Consider the following 19,519-nt stretch of genomic DNA (forward strand, 5'->3'; position numbering starts at 1 on the left):
TTCTCCCCTTACTTCGCGTAGTTCATCGACTGTTCTTTTAACGTTTCTACAAAGCTTGTGCCTGTTTTATATTGATTCGCCTGTAAAATAAATTTCTTCGCTACTTGAAGACAAATACGCTCTGCTCTAGCACGTGCTTCCTCATTCTCAATGCAAGTAATATCTTTTACTTTCGCTAGCCCAACAATACGACGAATTAACTCAAGGCCTGTTACTGCAGCTGTATCCTCTAATACAGACTGTAAATATACTTCGTTAAAGCCTTCTTCCTTCGCCATAATCTCGGTCACATGAATATCCCATGCACTTAAAAACTTCTTCTTAAACAAATCAATTACCTCTACCATTGTCGTTTGTAACCAACTCATATACGTATCTTTCTCAGCACCGGGCGGCATGGTTGCATCTGCATTCACCCAAGCAAACATTAAATTCGCCATTACATTCCCAACGTCATATCCCATTGGTCCATAAAAGGCAAACTCAGGATCGATTACCTTTGTGGAATCATTTTTTACAAAAACAGAACCAGTATGCAAATCACCGTGAATAAGCGCCTGTGCATTCGTCATAAAAGAAAACTTAAGTTTAGCTACTTCTATACGGAGCTCTTTATCACTATAAATATGTTCTCTAATCCATCCATCATTTAACGGAAATAACTCATTACGCTTATTATGATTTGTAAATGGCTCAGCGTATACGAGTTCTTCTGTAATCTCACATAACTCAGGATTTATATAATTCTTCACAAGCTCCTTCTTCTCTTTATGATTCATTACAACATCCGATGTTAATAAGAGTGTATTCACCATAAAGGTAGTTAAATCATCCGCAAGCCTCGGAAATATTTCATGATTTATAAGTGCTGTACGTAATATTGTGTGATCCGATAAATCCTCCATTACGCAACAATTCATCACACTATCAAACAAATATACCTTTGGCACAAGCCCAGGTGCTAACTCCTCCTCTAACTGCAAAACATCTGATTCTATACGAATACGATTCGTCGACAACTTAAACTCATCTGAAATCCGCGCTGTATCCCCAGCTTGCTTTACAATGACAGAAATATTCTCCTGTTCATCCCAAATACGGAATACATAATTTAAATTACCATCGCCTATTTCTTTACACTGTAACCCCTTTGCATCCTCAAACTTAGATAATTTCTCTTTCACATATACAATCACATCGTTAGCTTCCATTAAAAAATACTTTGTGAACTTAGACATGGTTTCCCCTCCACACTAATTGTAAGCGTTTTCTAAAAGCTATAAAAAATAATAGGATTAAATCTTTCATCCTATAATATATGTTCTTCTTTTTGAAATGTATATCTAGGTTTTATTATATCTTGTTAATATCTTGAGTCAACGTTTCTATATCATTGCAATATGCTTCCTAATTATATATTTGAGAGGACAAAAATTGTTCAAAAAGATTCTAGTTCATTTTATTTTATTTATCACACAATTCTTTGTAAAATAGAAATACGCAGTTCCTTTTCAAAAAGACAACTTCTAAGAAATATTTCCTTCCTAAGAATTTATACTTACATCATATCTCTAACATACACACTACTCTTTCAAGCACTCATTGAAAATTTATAAACTTAAAATTACCTTTCCATTCCCTGTTATCCTTAATTGAGAATAAATATTAATTAAATTGATATAAAGTTCGTTTATTCGCTTGACAAAATAACCACTTCTATATGATAATTAATATCGAATTAGAATTATTATAGTTAATTAAAAAATATATTTTATGAGCACACTATTTTTTGATGCTCAAAACCAACATTTAGGAGGAATTTTAATATGTTATTAATCGGCACAGAAGTAAAACCGTTTAAAGCTAACGCTTACCATAATGGAGAATTTATCCAAGTTACTGACGAAAGTTTAAAAGGAAAATGGAGTGTAGTTTGTTTCTACCCAGCTGACTTCACATTCGTTTGCCCAACTGAACTTGAAGACTTACAAAACCAATATGCAACTCTTAAAGAGTTAGGCGTTGAAGTATACTCTGTATCTACAGACACTCACTTCACTCACAAAGCATGGCATGATAGCTCAGAAACTATCGGTAAAATCGAGTACATCATGATTGGTGACCCAACTCGCACAATCACTACAAACTTCAACGTTTTAATGGAAGAAGAAGGTCTTGCTGCTCGTGGTACATTCATCATCGATCCAGACGGCGTTATCCAATCTATGGAAATCAATGCTGACGGTATCGGCCGTGACGCAAGCATTCTTGTTAACAAAATTAAAGCAGCTCAATACGTACGTAACAACCCAGGTGAAGTTTGCCCAGCTAAATGGCAAGAGGGTTCTGCTACACTTAAACCAAGCCTTGACCTTGTAGGCAAAATCTAAGGAGTTCGATCAAAATGATACTAGATGCAGATATAAAAACACAACTATCCCAATATCTTCAATTAATGGAGAACGATATTTTACTTAAAGTAAGCGCAGGAGACGATGACGTATCTAAAGATATGTTAGCTCTAGTAGACGAATTAGCTACTATGTCATCTAAGATTACAGTAGAAAAAGTTGAATTAGAGAGAACACCAAGCTTTAGCGTAAACCGCCCTGGTGAAGACACTGGTGTCGTATTCGCTGGTATTCCATTAGGACACGAATTTACTTCATTAGTGTTAGCTTTACTACAAGTAAGTGGACGCGCTCCAAAAGTTGAACAAAAATTAATCGATCAAATTAAAAACATTCAAGGCGAATATCATTTTGAATCTTATATCAGCCTAAGTTGTCATAACTGTCCTGATGTTGTACAAGCTCTTAACGTAATGAGCGTTCTTAACTCTGGTATTACACATACTATGATTGATGGCGCTGCATTCAAAGAGGAAGTAGAAAGCAAAGACATCATGGCAGTACCAACAGTTTTCCTAAACGGCGAATCTTTCGGCAGCGGTCGTATGACACTTGAAGAAATTTTAGCTAAAATGGGTAACGGTCCAGATGCATCAGAGCTTTCTGATAAAGATCCATACGATGTTCTTGTTGTTGGTGGCGGCCCTGCTGGTGCAAGTGCAGCAATTTATGCAGCACGTAAAGGAATCCGCACTGGTATCGTTGCTGAGCGCTTCGGTGGTCAAGTAATGGATACTATGGGCATTGAGAACTTCATCAGCGTAAAACGCACTGAAGGTCCTAAGCTAGTGGCAAGTCTTGAAGAGCACGTTAAAGAATACGACATCGATGTAATGAATCTACAACGTGCGAAACGTTTAGAGAAAAAAGAACTTATTGAAGTGGAACTTGAAAACGGCGCTATTCTGAAAAGTAAGAGCGTAATCGTTTCAACAGGTGCTCGCTGGCGTAATGTTGGCGTACCAGGTGAAGCTGAGTTCAAAAATAAAGGTGTAGCATACTGCCCACACTGTGACGGTCCATTATTCACTGGAAAAGACGTAGCAGTTATCGGTGGAGGTAACTCTGGTATTGAAGCAGCTATCGACTTAGCTGGTATTGTTAAGCACGTAACTGTTCTTGAATTCATGCCAGAATTAAAAGCTGATGCTGTATTACAAGAACGTCTTAACAGCTTACCAAACGTAACTGTTCTGAAAAACGTTCAAACAAAAGAAATTACTGGTACTGATAAAGTAAACGGTATTTCTTACATCGATCGTGAAACTGAAGAAGTTCATCACGTTGAATTACAAGGTGTATTCGTACAAATCGGTCTTGTTCCAAACACAGACTGGTTAGGCGAAACAGTTGAACGCGTTCGCGGTGAAATCGTAACAGACAAGCACGGCGCTACAAACGTACCAGGAGTGTTTGCTGCAGGTGACTGTACAAATAATCCGTACAAACAAATTATCATCTCTATGGGTTCAGGTGCAAACGCAGCTTTAGGCGCATTTGATTACTTAATCCGTAACTAATAAAAAAGACGCGCTACCAATAGGTAGCGCGTCTTTTTTATTATATTTCATGTAAATAGTTATCAAGTTCCTTCCAACTCATTACTGTATAAGGTGTTCCTACATTCAATACTACCTTTACATTTTCTGCTACTACTTGCATTCTCTTAGTTGGATTATCTCTTTTTCCTGAAGGATAAATAGCAAGTTTCATCATTTCTTGCTTTCCATCTTCATAAATCCTTTTCTTTAAACCGAATTGGTTAATTTGTTCCTTTGAAGGAACTTCTTTGCCTTCCCAGTCACATATTTCAAATAGAGGATACCGATCTCCGTGCCATTCCTCAATAATCTCAATGACTTTAAGAATAATATAACTCCCTGATGCTAATTCATAACTAACAGCATCACCTGCTTTTAAAGAAGTATTAGCTATAAATCTTTTCGGCACTTTTTTAGCTTCTGGCTGCCGAGAATGTAACTGCTCTCTTAGTTTATTTAAAACTACTTCACGTTTCTTCTGTAATTTAGGTTCTTCTTCCCAGCGGGCTAAATCTGCACCACTTTCTATTATTTGCAATGCCTCCTGCTTAACATTCTCTTGAAGTCTCCCTAACCTCCATTGTATGGAAGCAAATACTAACCAAAAAACAATAGTCTCTTCATCATCTAATTCATTCTTGTATTCCTCAATTACAATCCTACTTGCTTCCTCATTTGAATATTCATTTGCTAACAAATCCTTATACAGTAACTTAATATCCTCAGCAATATCGTCTGATAATATTGCTACTCCCCAAGCACCCATACATTAACACTCCAATCTATACACTAAAAACCTCTCATTCCCATTCTTCTCATAAGCCCCAAGTAATCTTACTTCCCTCTTCAGCTCAAACGCAGTCTGATTTTCTAAGAAGAAAATATAGTCCTCAGAAGGATAATATAAAATAATATCCACTTCTCTCCCCGTTTCTTCTACAGAAAGTAAAATGTTATTTACTACGTTCATAAATACTTGTACAGAAAATGGGTTGAAGAAATAAAATCGGTTATCACGTGGATCAATCTCATATTCCTGCGCTAAACAGCATTCAAACCCAATTTTATCTTTACTGTTTCTTACCTTGCGTGCATAACGATCAAGATTATCCAACGCTTCTTTATAAAACTCTTCACTCATTTCAATTCCAACTGCTGAAGCACCACATTTATGATGCATATAAAAGTTTAATCGCCCTTTTCCGCACCCAAAGTCTACAATTCGGTCGCTACTTCGTATTTCATATTGATTCAATAACTCATCTAACCCGCTATACGGTGTCGGTTCATAGCGATGATAATGCATAGACTTGTTAAACCCTTTTTGCTCACCGACTGTTTTTATATGTAAAACTGCATCGTAATATTGTTCGTTCATTCGTCTTCTCCTATTAGAAAATGGTACTTATTATTATACACCATGTACTGGAGGCTCATTTTTCATCAAATTAATAGGTACGTGAAATTATATTAACGGTTTTCTTAATATATCTATCGTAACTTCAAATATATCAACGATTTTCTCAATATATCTATCATAACTCAAAATATATCAACGGTTTTTCAAATATATCGATTTGCCGACAATTCACGCCAAAAAACAGGAGCTCTCTAGCCCCTGTCTTCTAACACTTTCAATACAGTTTGTTTCAATATTTCTACCCCATCCATAATACAACTATGATCAAACCTCATATACGGATGGTGTAATCCAGGTTGTAGGTCTGCTCCTAGTCCAAGCATGACAGCTTTTAAATGTGGTCTTTTCACTGTATAGTAATGGAAATCATCGCTTCCTGTCGTATAGAGAGGCCCTGTGCATCTCTCTTCCCCATACACTTCGAGAATACCTTTACGCATAAAGCGCTCAGCTTCTTCGGAAACCTCTGCTCCTGGTGCAAGATCCATCCATTCGTATGAAGTTTTTGATCCCATCGATGCAGCTGATTCTATTACATGCTCAATCTTTTTCTTTAATTCTTCTAATAGTATATTACTCTCTGCTCTTACATCTAAACTGAAATGACCATTTCCCGGAATGATATTTAAATTATCACCACCAGCTTGGCATCTCGTCATTTTTACTGAATAAGAACTTTGCGGTGGCAGCCAAATATTTTTCAAACCGATATTAATCATGGAAATGACATCAATTGCATTCACACCTTGGTGTGGTCTTGCACCGTGTGCATCCTCCCCATGAATCATACCCTCTAAAAACCCTGCTGCTCCATGACGAATAGATGGGGCTGCTTGTTTCAAAGATAGTTCTTCAATTGGTCTTAGATGGACGCCAAATAAGAAATCGGCATCATCTACAGCACCTTTCTCCACCATCTTCAAAGCACCATTACCCTTCTCTTCTGCCGGTTGAAAAATAAATCTAACCGTACCACTTTTCCATCTCATATTTTTCAATTGTAAAATAAGCCCCATTACAATGGTCATATGAGCATCATGGCCACATGAATGGTTCGCTTTAAATTCTCCATTTACTTCTTGCCAAAGTGCATCCATATCAGCACGAATCGCAATAACTGGATTCCCGCCTCCAATCTCAGCAATTACACCTGGACAATCATCAAATGTTCTATATGAAATTCCTTCTTCTTTTAAAAAGTCAGTAATATATGCTGTCGTTTCATATTCTTTCCAACTTACTTCAGGGTTTTCGTGTAAATGCTGAAAAATCTCCGTTAAGCGCTCTTGTAGTTCTAATGTTTTCAACGTTCCAGTCTCCTTCCCACATTACAAACGATTCGGATTAATTATACTTATGAAAAACAGATGTTTTTATGAACATATTGAATTTTAAGAAAAAAGTCAATTATTTATTTTTAAATACTTAAAAAGCTTACTTCTCACCTATATTACAAACTAAACAAACAACTAGAACATTCGTTATTTTCTGTTTTTTATGTTGACGCTTACATAAACTTTTAGTTATCATAACCTAATAAACGTCTATTTTACGACAATTCTAAAAATACAAACAAACATACATAACAAGGAGGACATTTATGAAAAAAGAAATACCTTTTGGTGTAGCCATGATCCCTATTATCATTACAGTTGCAGTTATGATGGTTACAATTGTTGTATTAAAACAAAGCCCTCACGTCCCACTTATTATCGGTACAACCGTTGCTTCCATCGTCGCTTGGCGTTACGGTTACAAATGGAACGACATTGAAGAAGCAATGTATAAAGGAATTCGCCTCGCATTACCCGCTATCGTTATCATTATCCTAGTAGGTTTAACGATCGGTGCTTGGATTGGTGGTGGAATCGTCGCAACAATGATTTATTACGGTTTAAATCTATTAACTCCATCACTATTTTTAGTTTCAATTACAATTATTTGTTCTATTGTTGCATTAGCTATTGGTAGCTCTTGGTCTACAATGGGAACAATTGGTGTTGCAGGAATGGGCATTGGCCTTAGTATGGGAATCCCAGCTCCAATGGTTGCCGGTGCTATCATTTCCGGTTCTTATTTCGGCGATAAAATGTCACCGCTTTCAGACACAACAAACTTAGCCGCAGGATTAACAAATACAGATTTATTCACACATATTCGTCATATGTTATTTACTACAATTCCAGGTTTAATTATTACTCTTATCGTTTATGCGTTCTTAGGAAGAAGCTTCGGTGCTAACAATATTGATGCCAAAAGTATCGAGCAAACATTACAAGTATTGCAGCAAAACTTTGTTATCTCACCTTTCCTATTAATCATACCTGTAGTTGTTATGGTATTGGTTGCTAAAAAAGTTCCTGCCATACCAGCCATTCTCGTCGGTATTATTTTAGGATTTTTATCACAAGTCTTTATTCAAGGTGGTTCTGTCTCCGCATCTGTCGGTGCACTCCAAGCTGGATTTGTTATAGACACTGGAAACAAGCTAGTAGACGAACTATTTAACCGCGGTGGCTTAGATTCGATGATGAATACAGTCTCTATGACAATTGTCGCTATGACTTTCGGAGGAGTATTAGAACATACAGGTATTCTTCGCTCCATTGTAAATCAAATTTTAAAATTAGCGACATCAGCAAAAGGGCTTATCGCTTCTACTATCGCATCTTGCTTTGCAACAAACCTTACTTGCTCTGAACAATATATTTCAATTGTCGTCCCTTCAAGAATGTACGCAAATGCATACACGGAAAAAGGACTACATTCAAAAAACTTATCCAGAGCATTAGAAGATGGTGGAACATTAACTTCTGTCTTTGTTCCTTGGAATACGTGCGGTGTATTTATTCTCGCAACACTTGGCGTAGGTGCATTTGAATATGCCCCTTATGCTATTTTGAATTTCATTGTACCTATTATCTCAATCATTTACGGTATAACTGGTCTCACAATTACAAAACTATCAGACATTGAAAAAGCAGAACTACTAAAGAAACAAAAAGCTCAACTAGAAGCTTAAAAATAGCGGTAAATTCAGTTCATATAGTGCGCGAGGTCGCCCTTGTTGATAGGGCATTTCCTCGCCGCAAATATGAGCATACCCGTAATCAACTAATTTCTTTAACAACCTTTCTGTCGATCTTCGAGTCACTTGTAAGTACTCAGAAAGGTCAGCTGCTGTAAACTTCAATGACGGATGCGATTGACTAAATTGAATAATTTTTGACAAGTTGGCCGGACTAAGCTTCGTTTCCTTCGCTATTTTCATTAGTTCCGGATTATCATTTTTCAAACTTTGTACTCTCTGTTCTTTCGGGAACGGACCAAATAAATCTTTATCACTTGTTAGTATATAAAAACAACGATCTATTGGATTATTCTTTGCAAAACTTTGAGCAATTTTTGCATTTTGCTCCGCTTCTTTCACAGTTTTTCCGTAACCAAATCCAATAGCTATCGTTCCTTCTATACTCGCAAATAAATTATTTATTATATTTGTTTTTATAATGGATTCGATATCACCACGAGTTGTATACAAAATGCATGTCATTTCATCCACTTGTTTAAATGAACCACGTAGTTCTTTTGAAATGACATCTAGTTTTTCAAGCAAATTCGTTCGTAATTCTAAGGAAGAAATAATACAAGCACCAACAGTAGCTGAATAGCTTTTTGCTAACTCAGCTTTTATTTTTGCACCTTTTAACCCATGTATAATGGACTGTGTTGGATCAATCATTCGCTCTGAAGGAACACCTAGTTTTTGAAGCTCGTCGTAAACAGCGTGAATACTAGTTAAAGCTAAATGAGCCTCTCCAGATTGATATTTAGCTACATGAAAATCAATAACTCTATTTATTTCATCTTTACTCCACAGCATATTTTCATAATCAAACACTTGTGGACTTTCTTTTATACCGATATCATGGAACACATTTGTAATAAACGAGCGGTCTACTAAATCGATAGAAATGTTATGTGGTTGAATACTTTGATGATACATGATAGAAAGAATGGAAGATGCGACAGTTGTCTCGTCTTGCTGTAAGTACGTACTTGGAATTCGTAATTGTTCTCTTATTTCTTTTGCCATATAATAAGGTAAAGCACCTGAGAAAAAGATGACATCACAAGGCTTTAAACGCTTTAATAGTTCAGAAGATTCTGCCGGATGAAGGTAAATATATGGATCAATCTCTATTTCTTCTAGTTTATGAGCAATAGGTAAAATTGTCTCCATAAACTCTTTTGAACCGACAACTGCAATTTTTATCATCATTTCTCTAACTCCTTATCATTAATTAACGACTATTTAACGTCAACTATATCAAATGTACAAAACCATTGTAAACAGGAAGGGGTCTCTACCTAATGAAAATTACAGCTATTCATCTTTATGCAATTCGTTTACCGCTTCGCGATCCGTTTGTTATTAGTTACGGTTCTTATTCTGATATGCCTTCTATTATTGTCAAAATGGAAACAGACGAAGGCATTATCGGTTATGGTGAAGGCGTCGCTGATGATCACGTTACAGGTGAATCGTGGGAAAGTACTTTCCATACTTTAAAGCATACACTAGCTCCTGCTCTTATCGGGCAAAATCCAATGAATATCGAGAAAATACACGATATGATGGATAATACAATTTACGGTGTTCCTACTGCAAAAGCTGCAATAGATATTGCTTGTTTCGATATAATGGGTAAAAATTTAAATCAACCTGTATATCAATTAATTGGCGGACGATATCATGAGGAATTTCCTGTCACTCACGTCTTAAGTATCGCCGAACCTGAAGCCATGGCAAAAGAAGCTGCTTCCATGATTCAAAAAGGTTACCAATCTTTCAAAATGAAAGTCGGTACAAATGTAAAAGAAGATGTAAAAAGAATTGAAGCGGTACGTGAACGTGTAGGAAATGATATTGCGATTCGTGTTGATGTAAACCAAGGTTGGAAAAATAGCGCCAACACATTAACAGCACTTCGTTCATTAGGTCATTTAAACATCGACTGGATTGAACAGCCTGTCATTGCAGACGATATTGACGCAATGGCTCACATTCGTTCGAAAACAGACCTTCCGCTTATGATTGATGAAGGATTAAAAGGTTCTCGTGAAATGCGCCAAATCATTAAATTAGACGCGGCTGATAAAGTAAATATAAAACTAATGAAATGCGGTGGCATATATCCCGCTGTAAAACTCGCTCACCAAGCAGAAATGGTCGGCATCGAATGCCAAGTTGGATCCATGGTCGAATCATCCGTTGCCTCTTCCGCAGGATTCCATGTCGCTTTCTCGAAAAAAATCATTACGAGCGTCGAGCTAACAGGTCCATTAAAGTTCACGAAAGACATCGGAAACTTACATTACGACGTACCATTTATTCGCTTAAACGAACAGCCAGGACTCGGCATTGAAATAAATGAGGATATCCTGCAAGAACTCACCGTCTTTCAAGACGTTGTACGCTAAAGGAGGACTAACGCATGACAGTTCTATACGAAGGCAGATTAAAACAAAATAACGAGCTATTTCACGTTACATTACTCACAATAGAGAACATCGAACAAATCTTATCGCTACAAAACGTTGTAATTGAGACGCTAGAGGATAAAAGTCGCTTACAACCACTATCGTTAGAAGAATTTCAATACATTCTAGAAGGAAACGGCATGATGATCGGTGCTTTTATCGAAAACGAACTCATCGCATTTCGCGCCCTACTCGTCCCTCCTATCGACGATGAACATTTAGGACTTGATATCGGCTTACCAGAAAGTGAACTACACCGCGTCATCTATCAAGAAATCTCAAACGTTCACCCGAACTGCCGAGGTAATGGGATGCAAAAAATATTAGCGACAGTCATCATGGACGAATTACAAAAAGAAAACAGCAAATATGATTATGTGTGCTGCACCGTTGCACCTTTTAACATTCCAAGCTTAAAAGATAAGTTCTCACAAGGGATGGAGATTGCTGCGCTGAAGGAAAAGTATGGTGGGAGTCTGCGGTATGTTTTTGTGAAGGAATTGCGTGGGGACAAGGAAAGAGATTGGACGGAGATTAAGAGTGTTCCGATGAGTGATGCTGTTGGACAGCAGGCTTTGCTTTCGGATGGTTATCGCGGGTATGAAATGGAGAAAGTGGACGGAGATTTTGTTGTGAAGTTTGGACGATAATTGCTACGCCAGAAAAAAAGGAGATGTCTGCTGTGACATCTCCTTTTGCTTTCTCTTCATTGAACATATCGATTGCAACTTCAAATATATCAGCGATTTTTGAAATATATCGGCGCAACTCCAAATATATCAGCGATTTCCAAAATATATCGACTTACCGACAAAGATTGACAATAATCGCACCCTATACAAAGCGTAACACTAAACCGTCATCTTCCAACTAGATAACGCTAACCAATTTTCCATTTCCTTATAATCAGGCATTATTTTCCCGACAAGACGCCAAAAAGATCGATCATGATTTAAATGAACCATATGACACATTTCATGGACAACTACATAATCAATTACTCGCTGTGGTGCCATCGCTAGTTTCCAATTGAATGTTAGCTGTAAATTTGAATCGCAAGTGCCCCATGTTCGGCTACTATCTGTAATACGAATAGAACGTGGTTTTGTTTTAAAGTTACTTTGATGCGCTTTAATACTCTTCTCTACTAATGACTTACACTGCTTATAGTAAAATCGTTTTAAAGCTTGCTGTATTTTCTCATCTTTAAGATCTTTCACATAAATATGTAGCTTATCCCCTTCAAACACTGCATTGTCTTGCGTAATATTTGTATCTTGAGAAATTTGTATCGGATACGTACTTCCTAAATACAAAAAGCCTTCTCCTTGATCATAATCCTTTTCCTGTGGTCCACGCGCTCGCTCCGCCATTTCCTTACGTGTTGTCTGAATCCAATCCCACTTCTCTTCTAGCAACTGGATTAAGTATTCAACAGGGGTCCCTTTCGGCGCCTGTACTTCCACATTTCCGTAAGAATCTACCAAAAAACGCACCGATCTTTTCTTTTTATAAGTTATATGAAAATTAATTGTCTCACCTAAATATGTATGTACCATTTCATCACCTAACGTATTATTTTACATATAAAAAAGAGTAGGATACGAACACCCTACTCTACCTATTATATCATTTACCGCTTTAACGGAATCATTATCCTCTATACTTTACAGCTAATCCTTTAATGAAATTCCTTGCGTATCTATCGCCGCACTCTTTGTAATTTTTATGGCCTTTTTTTCTTAATAGAGCGCCTAGTTCTCCCTTAGTCACCGTAACGCCTACGCTATCTAATATATCAAGTACATCCTCACTCGTTAAAGATAGTGCTATTTTCATTTTCTTTAGAAGAAGGTTATTCGCACTTTCTTTGCTTTGTACAGGTGCCGGTTGCCCTGGTTTCGGATCTTGCTTACCTCTTTTTAAAGTAATAAATCCATTTAAAAATGCCTCTAACATCATCATATCGCATGTTTTTACGTACTCATCTTCTTCCACATCAGGGTTTTCAGGTTCGTGCTGAGGCGCTCTCTTTATTTTTGTAAGCATATCAACTACGTCTTCTTTCGTTACTTCCATTCCGCCAAGTTTAAAAATTTCTACCATATCTATATCTTTTATATCTAAAGCATATCTTACTCTTTTTAATATATCGTTGTTGCTCATTGCCATTGGGTTTCCTCCTGAAATGTTGATTATCATAATGCTTGTAGCATGTGTAAATGAATGTCGTCAAATTACTACTTTAACATTTTAGGAGGTGGTTTTGTAGTCTTAGGTGGATTAATGCTTGTGGAGATGATTTTAAAACAGCAACATATGCTGATTAGGCGCTTAAAATTATCCATTTAAAACCAATTGGATTATAATGATACTAGAGTTTATATGGGAGGGAATCAATAGTGAATTATCTAATTGGTTATAAAGATGCTGAACGAAATTTCGGACATGAGGACCCGATGCTAACAGAATATACATATGGAGAGTCAGGGGCTAATACCGACAAACTCCAAAAAGTACAAAAGGGAGATTTTCTATTCTTTCATAAAACAATACATAACAAGCGATATATAACCGCATATTATCTGGTCGAAGAAGTCGTGCTTGTAAAAGATATCAAACAGAATCGTTTAATCATAAATAAATATGATAATCCCCACCTAAAGAAAGAGATACAACAACTGACACCAAGTGAATGTATTGCGTTTGGAAACCCTATTCAATCTAAAGTCCTTCAAGTTCCTTTGGAAATTACGCCTGAATTATTGAGTAAATTATCTAGGCCTTCAAACCTTAATCCTAATCAATCTTTATTAAGTGCAATTTCTTCTGCTCTTCGTACTTGGAAAGAATTGAATACATCTGATATCAATTTATTACTAGATTTAATTGAGCAAAATGAGTCCAAGGGTAGACTTACTAATAGAGTTTTAACCGCTGAAGAAGTATTTCAAATCTTAGAAAGAGATATCGAGAAATTTATTATTTCTAACCCTTCAATACTTGATGTAAACTATACAATTGAAAAATCCCAACATATCTTCTCAGATGAATCACGTTTAGATTTGTTATTAAGAGATACTACTAATAACGAATTTATTGTAGTAGAAATTAAGAAAGGACCTATTGATAGAAACGCTTTAAATCAAATTAAACATTATATTAAACTATGTAAAAAAGAATTAAAATTAAATACTGTAAAAGGTATTTTAGTTGGTAGTGGGATAGCACCTTCCTTTGAGGATGATATTAATAAAGCAAAACAGGATGGGATAACCGTGCGAAATTACGGTTGGGGATTTACTATTAATTAACACACTTAAAAATGGACAAATCTAATATAGGTTTGTCCATTTTTTATACTACTCAAATATAAATATTTTTGGTACAGTTCAACAAAACTAATCTAAATAAGATTAGTTTCCATTATCTTGATAATCGAATTTAACAAAAAAGGTAGTGCCTTCCGATCCTGTTTGAATTTCTATTTTTGCATTATGACGGGTAGCAATGGCATAACATACGCCTAATCCCAATCCAGTTCCATTATCTTTGGTTGTGTAAAATGGAGTCCCCAGTTTCTCTAATACTTCAGGGCTGATACCTTTCCCTTCATCCCGCACTGCAAGCACCACACAATTTTGCCCTTCCTTATAGGTGCTAATAGTTAGAGTTTTCCCTGTACTCATCGCTTCTAAGCCATTACGGTATAGGTTCATTAATAATTGCCGTATCTCATTACGATTTAAAAGTAATACTGGAACGTCATTTGTATCGACTTGAATATATTTATTTTGATTATGCGTATCTATCTTTATTAAAGGAATAATATCGTGGATAATCGAATTTAAATCTAACATCTGTAAATCTGATTTCTTTGTATTACCTATTGAGAGAAATTCAGTAATAATAGAATTGACACGATCAAGTTCTTCAACCATTAAATTAAAGTACTTACTATGTTTCTCATAGTTGTTCTCTTCTTTTAATAACTGCAAAAATCCTCGTACTGTTGTCATTGGATTTCTAATCTCGTGGCTGATACCTGCTGCCATTTGCCCTATTAACTCTATGTTGGATAACCTTTTCAATTCCTGCTCATATTGCTTTTTTTCTGTTATGTTTTTACAAATACAACAAATACCATCATCATACGGATATGCAATAACTTCATGCCAATATTCATCGGAGGTGGAAAAAAATTCAAAATGGACTGTAGTTCGCTCTGACATTACACGATGAAGCTCCTTATATATAACTGTATCTACGCTACTTGGGAAGACCTCCCATATATTCTTACCTAATACGTCTTTTACTGTTTTTCTTTGCGGGAAATGTTGATGTTTATTTACATACATAAATTCCCATTTATTATTCAAAGTCAAGAATCCATCCGTAATACTTTCAATCACACTTGTAACTTTTTCATTAGCAGCAGCTAGTTCTCTCGTTCTTTCTTCCACCATGCTTTCAAGTTGATCCATATATAACAAGTTTGAAAACGTAGGAGCTGTGGCATCAACGATAGATTTTGCCAGTTGAATTCGGGAATCATCGTAATTATGAGTTTTTTCCTCTTTGCCAACGACGATTACCCCTAATACTTCTCCCATTGAAACCAATGGAATCATCAGTAAACCCTTACTATCTATATTTTTTGTTCGAATAATCTCTTGAATCTTGGCTTCATAGTTTTTCTCCATCCAATCTGCTTCTATCCAATCACAGCCCGAGCTTAACTTCGTTGTCTTAATCGTTGTTTTGTCTAGCGGATCTAAAAGGTGGGCAGCCATGTTTTTACTCTCTAAAATCTGTCCTAAGTAAAAAAAGCATTTATCAAAACTCTCCTGTATTGAGGAACACATTGATAAATCACGGGTAACATTTAGTAACAGCTGCTTCTCGGCAATAAGATTTTCTTTTTGGGTTAAATTTTTTGCGTTTTGAATGGCGACCGCCGCCATGTTTACATAAGCTTCAACACTTTGAATTTCTGAATCTGTTAAGTTCATTGGAACTCCATAATCAAATAAAAAAACAAGACCAAATAACTCTTGCCCAAATGAGATAGGCAGAGCTAATAAAGACTTAATTTTAAACGCATCGACTGGTCTCGAATCCGGTCGATGATCCTTTGAGGTATCAGGAATATAGATGGTTTTTTTAGTTTCAATAACTTCTTTTGCCAGTAAGTCTACTTCAGGATCAATTACCTGCGTATCGAGCGTTACGCCATTTATGGTCTCTGGTTTTCCTGCAAACCCTCTAAACGTTCCATCTTCTTCAGGTAAATAAATTCCAACAGCGTCACACCTAACAATCTCCTCTGATATCGCCATTGTTACACGCTGCAATACTTCACGTAATTCTAATTTTGTATTTATTATTTTGGTTATATTCGCGAGCCTAGAATATCTCGTCTGATCACTTAACATTTGCATAGCCTCCAATTATAGGCGTAATAAAGTGCAACTTTAATAAGTGAGGGGGGGGTGATTCATCCCCCCACTTATTATCAGCCTGAATCCAACCTAACCTCTTTGCACTAGCAGAATTTTAAGGTGGGAGTTTTACTGCCCGCAAATAGCGGGGTAAAATAAACATGCTAATATCAGTGAACATCAAGATCAACCTACCATTTTCTCCTGTATTCTTTTCTTACCCTCGTTTTATATAGAATACCTCACTTACTTATGATACGGTTCACCTTACACTAATAAAATTACTACACTCCACCCCCTCTAACTTTCAAAAGTTACACCGTTTCACTACCCTGTGTCTCACTAACACTCGCCTCAAACTTATCAAGCAATGCACGCACTTCATCAGTCGATTTCGTACTCATCAATTGATTTCTCAATTCAGCAGCTCCTGGGAAGCCTTTTACATAAATTTTGAAGAAGCGATGAAGTCCTGTGATTGAGCGTGGCAGTACTTCTGCATATTGATCTTGAAGATCAAGTTGTAGTCTTAAAAGATCTAGATGTTCTTTACTGCTATGCTCTCTTGGTTCTTTTTCGAAAGCAAACGGATTTTTAAAGATACCTCGTCCAATCATTACGCCATCAATGCCGTATTTTTCAGCAAGTTCCAGCCCAGTCTTACGGTCAGGGATGTCACCATTTATTGTTAGTAGCGTATTTGGTGCAATACGATCACGTAATTTTTTAATTTCCGGAATTAGCTCCCAGTGTGCATCTACTTGGCTCATTTCTTCTCTTGTGCGTAAATGAATAGAAAGGTTCGCAATATCTTGTTTGAAAATGTGCGTTAACCAATCTTCCCATTCGCTTAACTCTTTAAAGCCAAGTCGTGTTTTTACGCTAACAGGTAGTCCGCCTGCTTTTGCAGCTTGAATAAGTTCTGCCGCAACATCTGGACGTAGAATAAGGCCACTCCCTTTTCCTCTTGATGCAACGTTCGGTACTGGGCAACCCATGTTAATATCGATGCCTTTAAATCCTAGTTCTGCCATACCAATACTCATTTGACGGAAGTATTCGGGATTGTCTCCCCAAATATGTGCTACCATCGGTTGTTCGTCTTCTGTAAAAATTAAACGGCCACGTACACTTTTCATACCTTCTGGATGACAATAGCTATCCGAGTTTGTAAACTCTGTGAAGAATACGTCCGGACGACCAGCTTCACTTACTACGTGACGGAAAACAACATCTGTCACATCTTCCATTGGTGCAAGTACGAAAAACGGTCGTGGTAATTCACGCCAAAAATTATCTATCATTTCAAATTCAAATCCTCTCACTATGAATACAATTTCAAACTCTCAATAAACCAAAAAGCAGATGGTATAGATTTTCCTATATCAACTGCTTTTCTATTATACCAACTTAAGCCAAGCCACACACTCTACATGAGTCGTATGTGGGAACATATCAACAGGTTGTACTTCCTGCGTTTTATATCCGCCTTCTTCTAGTACTTTTAAGTCACGTGCTAATGTTGCTGGGTTACATGATACGTATACGACGCGTTTTGGTTTCATGTCGATAATTGTGTTTAGTAATGCTTCATCACAGCCTTTACGCGGTGGATCTACGACCATTGTGTCAGCGATTACGCCTTCTTTGTACCATTTTGGAATAACTACTTCTGCTTCTCCTACGCCAAATTCAGCGTTTGTCATGTTGTTTAATGCTGCGTTACGCTTTGCGTCTTCGATTGCTTCTGGGACGATTTCAACGCCGTACACTTTTTTCGCTTTTTGTGCTAGGAATAAGGAGATTGATCCAATTCCGCAATAGGCATCAATTACTGTTTCATTGCCATCTAATTTTGCATATTCTAACGTTTTATCGTATAACACTTTCGTTTGTTCTGGGTTTACTTGGTAGAATGAACGTGCTGAAATCGCAAATTTAATATCGCCGATAAAGTCATAAATATATTCTGATCCGTACAGTACTGTCGTTTTGTCTCCGAAGATTACATTTGTACGTTTCGGGTTTACGTTTTGAACAATTGATTTTACTTCTGGGAATTTCGTAGCAATTTCTTCAATGATTGCTTTTTTGTTTGGCAGTTCTGCTGTACGAGTAATGAAGACAAGCATAATCTCCCCTGTTACTTGTCCGTAACGAGCCATTACGTGACGAAGTGTTCCTTTGTTACGCTCTTCGTTGTACGCCGAAATACCGTGTTTTTCACAAATTCGTTTTACTTCTTGAATCAATGTATCGTTTTCTTCTGCTTGAATTAAACATGATTCCATATTAATAATGTCATGCGTTCCTTGACGATAGAAACCAGCTACAAGTCCGCCTTCACGTTCTCCAATTGGTACTTGTGCTTTATTACGGTATACCCACGGATTCTTCATGCCAAGTACAGGATGAACAGGAACATCGCTTAGTCCTCCAATGCGCTGCATAACGTCGCGTACTTGTTTTTCTTTCGCTTGTAATTGTCCTTCATATGTTAAATGCTGAAGCTGACAACCGCCGCATTGATTGTACACTGGGCATTCGGCATCTTTACGATATGGGCTCTCTGTATGAAGCTTCATTAAACGACCGAATGCGAAGTTTTTCTTCACTTTAATAATTTTAATTTGCGCTTCTTCACCTGGTAATCCGTTTTTAACGAAAATAGGATAGCCTTTTACTTTCGCAACACCGGCACCATCATGTGTTAAATCTTCAAATACTACATCTATAAACTCGTTTTTTTCAACTGGTGGCGTCATTTTTGTACTCATTTTCCGACCTCTCTTTTTCATAACACTGCGTTACATTTTATCATACTTATATGGTCTATTTCTATTGGAAGAAAAAAAGCTATTGACGATAGTTCTCTGTTAATGTTACGCTACTACTAATTTAATACGGACGATGTTACCTCATATATACTCGATAATATGGATCGAGAGTTTCTACCCGGCAACCTTAAATTGCTGGACTATGGGGAAAACTAATGAATATTAGACCATGTGCAAAAAGGACTCATATTGATTAGCTTTCTCTCATAGATGAAAGTGAATCCATATGGGTCTTTTTTTATTTTTATTTTTCTAAAAGGTCAGACATCTTACGTATGACATAAAACCTATTTGTGTTATTTTTAGTAATATAACGAGCGTTTTA

General features: G+C 36.7%; 16 protein-coding genes and 1 riboswitch. Of the genes, 6 read left to right on the top strand and 10 right to left on the bottom strand.

Going from position 1 to position 19,519, the window contains the following annotated elements; all coding sequences use genetic code 11:
* Positions 1-8: 8 nt before the first annotated feature.
* Positions 9-1,238: an S-methyl-5-thioribose kinase gene (gene mtnK, locus ACTFSI_RS17060; protein ID WP_138322533.1), complete on the bottom strand. Its 1,230-nt coding sequence runs from the start codon at positions 1,236-1,238 to the stop codon at positions 9-11.
* A gap of 588 nt (positions 1,239-1,826) precedes the next feature.
* Here mtnK and ahpC point away from each other — a divergent pair.
* Both ahpC and ahpF read left to right on the top strand, forming a co-directional pair.
* Positions 1,827-2,390: an alkyl hydroperoxide reductase subunit C gene (gene ahpC, locus ACTFSI_RS17065; protein ID WP_000924422.1), complete on the top strand. Its 564-nt coding sequence runs from the start codon at positions 1,827-1,829 to the stop codon at positions 2,388-2,390.
* A gap of 14 nt (positions 2,391-2,404) precedes the next feature.
* On the top strand, positions 2,405-3,931 hold the full coding sequence (gene ahpF / locus ACTFSI_RS17070; protein WP_000599492.1) for an alkyl hydroperoxide reductase subunit F: 1,527 nt from the start codon (positions 2,405-2,407) through the stop codon (positions 3,929-3,931).
* 40 nt (positions 3,932-3,971) lie between these two features.
* Here the strand turns inward: ahpF and ACTFSI_RS17075 are convergent, their stop codons facing one another.
* The 3 genes from ACTFSI_RS17075 to ACTFSI_RS17085 all read right to left on the bottom strand — a co-directional run bounded on the left by ACTFSI_RS17075 (position 3,972) and on the right by ACTFSI_RS17085 (position 6,679).
* On the bottom strand, positions 3,972-4,718 hold the full coding sequence (locus tag ACTFSI_RS17075) for a hypothetical protein (RefSeq protein WP_000501505.1): 747 nt from the start codon (positions 4,716-4,718) through the stop codon (positions 3,972-3,974).
* A 3-nt stretch (positions 4,719-4,721) separates the two neighbouring features.
* Positions 4,722-5,330, bottom strand: a complete 609-nt coding sequence (locus ACTFSI_RS17080; protein ID WP_138322534.1) for an SAM-dependent methyltransferase — start codon at positions 5,328-5,330, stop codon at positions 4,722-4,724.
* 233 nt (positions 5,331-5,563) lie between these two features.
* The gene (locus tag ACTFSI_RS17085) at positions 5,564-6,679 is read right to left on the bottom strand and encodes a M20 peptidase aminoacylase family protein (protein ID WP_000853516.1); all 1,116 of its coding nucleotides are present in this window, start codon (positions 6,677-6,679) and stop codon (positions 5,564-5,566) included.
* 293 nt (positions 6,680-6,972) lie between these two features.
* On the opposite strand from ACTFSI_RS17085, the gene nhaC reads away from it, so the two are divergent.
* Positions 6,973-8,394, top strand: a complete 1,422-nt coding sequence (gene nhaC / locus ACTFSI_RS17090; protein WP_000711543.1) for a Na+/H+ antiporter NhaC — start codon at positions 6,973-6,975, stop codon at positions 8,392-8,394.
* Here nhaC and ACTFSI_RS17095 read toward each other — a convergent pair.
* Positions 8,383-9,654: a hypothetical protein gene (locus ACTFSI_RS17095; RefSeq protein ID WP_000972829.1), complete on the bottom strand. Its 1,272-nt coding sequence runs from the start codon at positions 9,652-9,654 to the stop codon at positions 8,383-8,385. The genes nhaC and ACTFSI_RS17095 overlap by 12 nt on opposite strands.
* A 92-nt stretch (positions 9,655-9,746) precedes the next feature.
* On the opposite strand from ACTFSI_RS17095, the gene ACTFSI_RS17100 reads away from it, so the two are divergent.
* Positions 9,747-10,856 (top strand): mandelate racemase/muconate lactonizing enzyme family protein, encoded by a 1,110-nt coding sequence (locus ACTFSI_RS17100; protein WP_440045514.1) that lies wholly within the window; start codon positions 9,747-9,749, stop codon positions 10,854-10,856.
* A 14-nt stretch (positions 10,857-10,870) separates the two neighbouring features.
* Entirely contained in the window at positions 10,871-11,566 is a 696-nt protein-coding gene (locus ACTFSI_RS17105; RefSeq protein WP_138322536.1) for a GNAT family N-acetyltransferase, read from the top strand.
* 201 nt (positions 11,567-11,767) lie between these two features.
* Here ACTFSI_RS17105 and ACTFSI_RS17110 read toward each other — a convergent pair whose 3' ends face one another.
* The gene (locus ACTFSI_RS17110; RefSeq protein WP_070805118.1) at positions 11,768-12,475 is read right to left on the bottom strand and encodes a M48 family metallopeptidase; all 708 of its coding nucleotides are present in this window, start codon (positions 12,473-12,475) and stop codon (positions 11,768-11,770) included.
* A gap of 94 nt (positions 12,476-12,569) precedes the next feature.
* Entirely contained in the window at positions 12,570-13,088 is a 519-nt protein-coding gene (locus ACTFSI_RS17115; RefSeq protein WP_001251709.1) for a DUF1456 family protein, read from the bottom strand.
* A 230-nt stretch (positions 13,089-13,318) separates the two neighbouring features.
* On the opposite strand from ACTFSI_RS17115, the gene ACTFSI_RS17120 reads away from it, so the two are divergent.
* Positions 13,319-14,230, top strand: coding sequence for an endonuclease NucS domain-containing protein (locus ACTFSI_RS17120; protein WP_138322537.1), 912 nt, complete (start codon positions 13,319-13,321; stop codon positions 14,228-14,230).
* A gap of 102 nt (positions 14,231-14,332) precedes the next feature.
* On the opposite strand, the gene ACTFSI_RS17125 is transcribed toward ACTFSI_RS17120, so the two are convergent.
* From ACTFSI_RS17125 to rlmD, 3 genes are all read right to left on the bottom strand, one after another.
* Positions 14,333-16,351 (bottom strand): GAF domain-containing sensor histidine kinase, encoded by a 2,019-nt coding sequence (locus tag ACTFSI_RS17125; protein WP_440045515.1) that lies wholly within the window; start codon positions 16,349-16,351, stop codon positions 14,333-14,335.
* 320 nt (positions 16,352-16,671) lie between these two features.
* Positions 16,672-17,661: a tRNA dihydrouridine synthase gene (locus ACTFSI_RS17130; protein WP_044790840.1), complete on the bottom strand. Its 990-nt coding sequence runs from the start codon at positions 17,659-17,661 to the stop codon at positions 16,672-16,674.
* A gap of 96 nt (positions 17,662-17,757) precedes the next feature.
* Positions 17,758-19,134 (bottom strand): 23S rRNA (uracil(1939)-C(5))-methyltransferase RlmD, encoded by a 1,377-nt coding sequence (gene rlmD / locus ACTFSI_RS17135; RefSeq protein WP_000105046.1) that lies wholly within the window; start codon positions 19,132-19,134, stop codon positions 17,758-17,760.
* Positions 19,135-19,255: 121 nt separating this feature from the next.
* Positions 19,256-19,357: riboswitch (purine riboswitch) on the top strand.
* The last annotated feature ends 162 nt before the right edge of the window (positions 19,358-19,519 follow it).

Origin of the sequence: Bacillus cereus group sp. MYBK101-2 (genome assembly GCF_051918845.1) — a bacterium.
Classification (GTDB): Bacteria; Bacillota; Bacilli; order Bacillales; family Bacillaceae_G; genus Bacillus_A; species Bacillus_A paranthracis.

What these genes read in the sequence shown, in the direction of transcription:
- ahpC (WP_000924422.1), top strand. Translation starts at nt 1,827, where the DNA reads ATGTTATTAATCGGCACAGAAGTAAAACCGTTTAAAGCTAACGCTTAC.
- ACTFSI_RS17125 (WP_440045515.1), bottom strand. Translation starts at nt 16,351, where the DNA reads ATGTTAAGTGATCAGACGAGATATTCTAGGCTCGCGAATATAACCAAA.
- ahpF (WP_000599492.1), top strand. Translation starts at nt 2,405, where the DNA reads ATGATACTAGATGCAGATATAAAAACACAACTATCCCAATATCTTCAA.
- ACTFSI_RS17110 (WP_070805118.1), bottom strand. Translation starts at nt 12,475, where the DNA reads ATGGTACATACATATTTAGGTGAGACAATTAATTTTCATATAACTTAT.
- ACTFSI_RS17095 (WP_000972829.1), bottom strand. Translation starts at nt 9,654, where the DNA reads ATGATGATAAAAATTGCAGTTGTCGGTTCAAAAGAGTTTATGGAGACA.
- nhaC (WP_000711543.1), top strand. Translation starts at nt 6,973, where the DNA reads ATGAAAAAAGAAATACCTTTTGGTGTAGCCATGATCCCTATTATCATT.
- ACTFSI_RS17105 (WP_138322536.1), top strand. Translation starts at nt 10,871, where the DNA reads ATGACAGTTCTATACGAAGGCAGATTAAAACAAAATAACGAGCTATTT.
- ACTFSI_RS17115 (WP_001251709.1), bottom strand. Translation starts at nt 13,088, where the DNA reads ATGGCAATGAGCAACAACGATATATTAAAAAGAGTAAGATATGCTTTA.
- ACTFSI_RS17100 (WP_440045514.1), top strand. Translation starts at nt 9,747, where the DNA reads ATGAAAATTACAGCTATTCATCTTTATGCAATTCGTTTACCGCTTCGC.
- mtnK (WP_138322533.1), bottom strand. Translation starts at nt 1,238, where the DNA reads ATGTCTAAGTTCACAAAGTATTTTTTAATGGAAGCTAACGATGTGATT.
- ACTFSI_RS17075 (WP_000501505.1), bottom strand. Translation starts at nt 4,718, where the DNA reads ATGGGTGCTTGGGGAGTAGCAATATTATCAGACGATATTGCTGAGGAT.
- rlmD (WP_000105046.1), bottom strand. Translation starts at nt 19,134, where the DNA reads ATGAGTACAAAAATGACGCCACCAGTTGAAAAAAACGAGTTTATAGAT.
- ACTFSI_RS17130 (WP_044790840.1), bottom strand. Translation starts at nt 17,661, where the DNA reads ATGATAGATAATTTTTGGCGTGAATTACCACGACCGTTTTTCGTACTT.
- ACTFSI_RS17080 (WP_138322534.1), bottom strand. Translation starts at nt 5,330, where the DNA reads ATGAACGAACAATATTACGATGCAGTTTTACATATAAAAACAGTCGGT.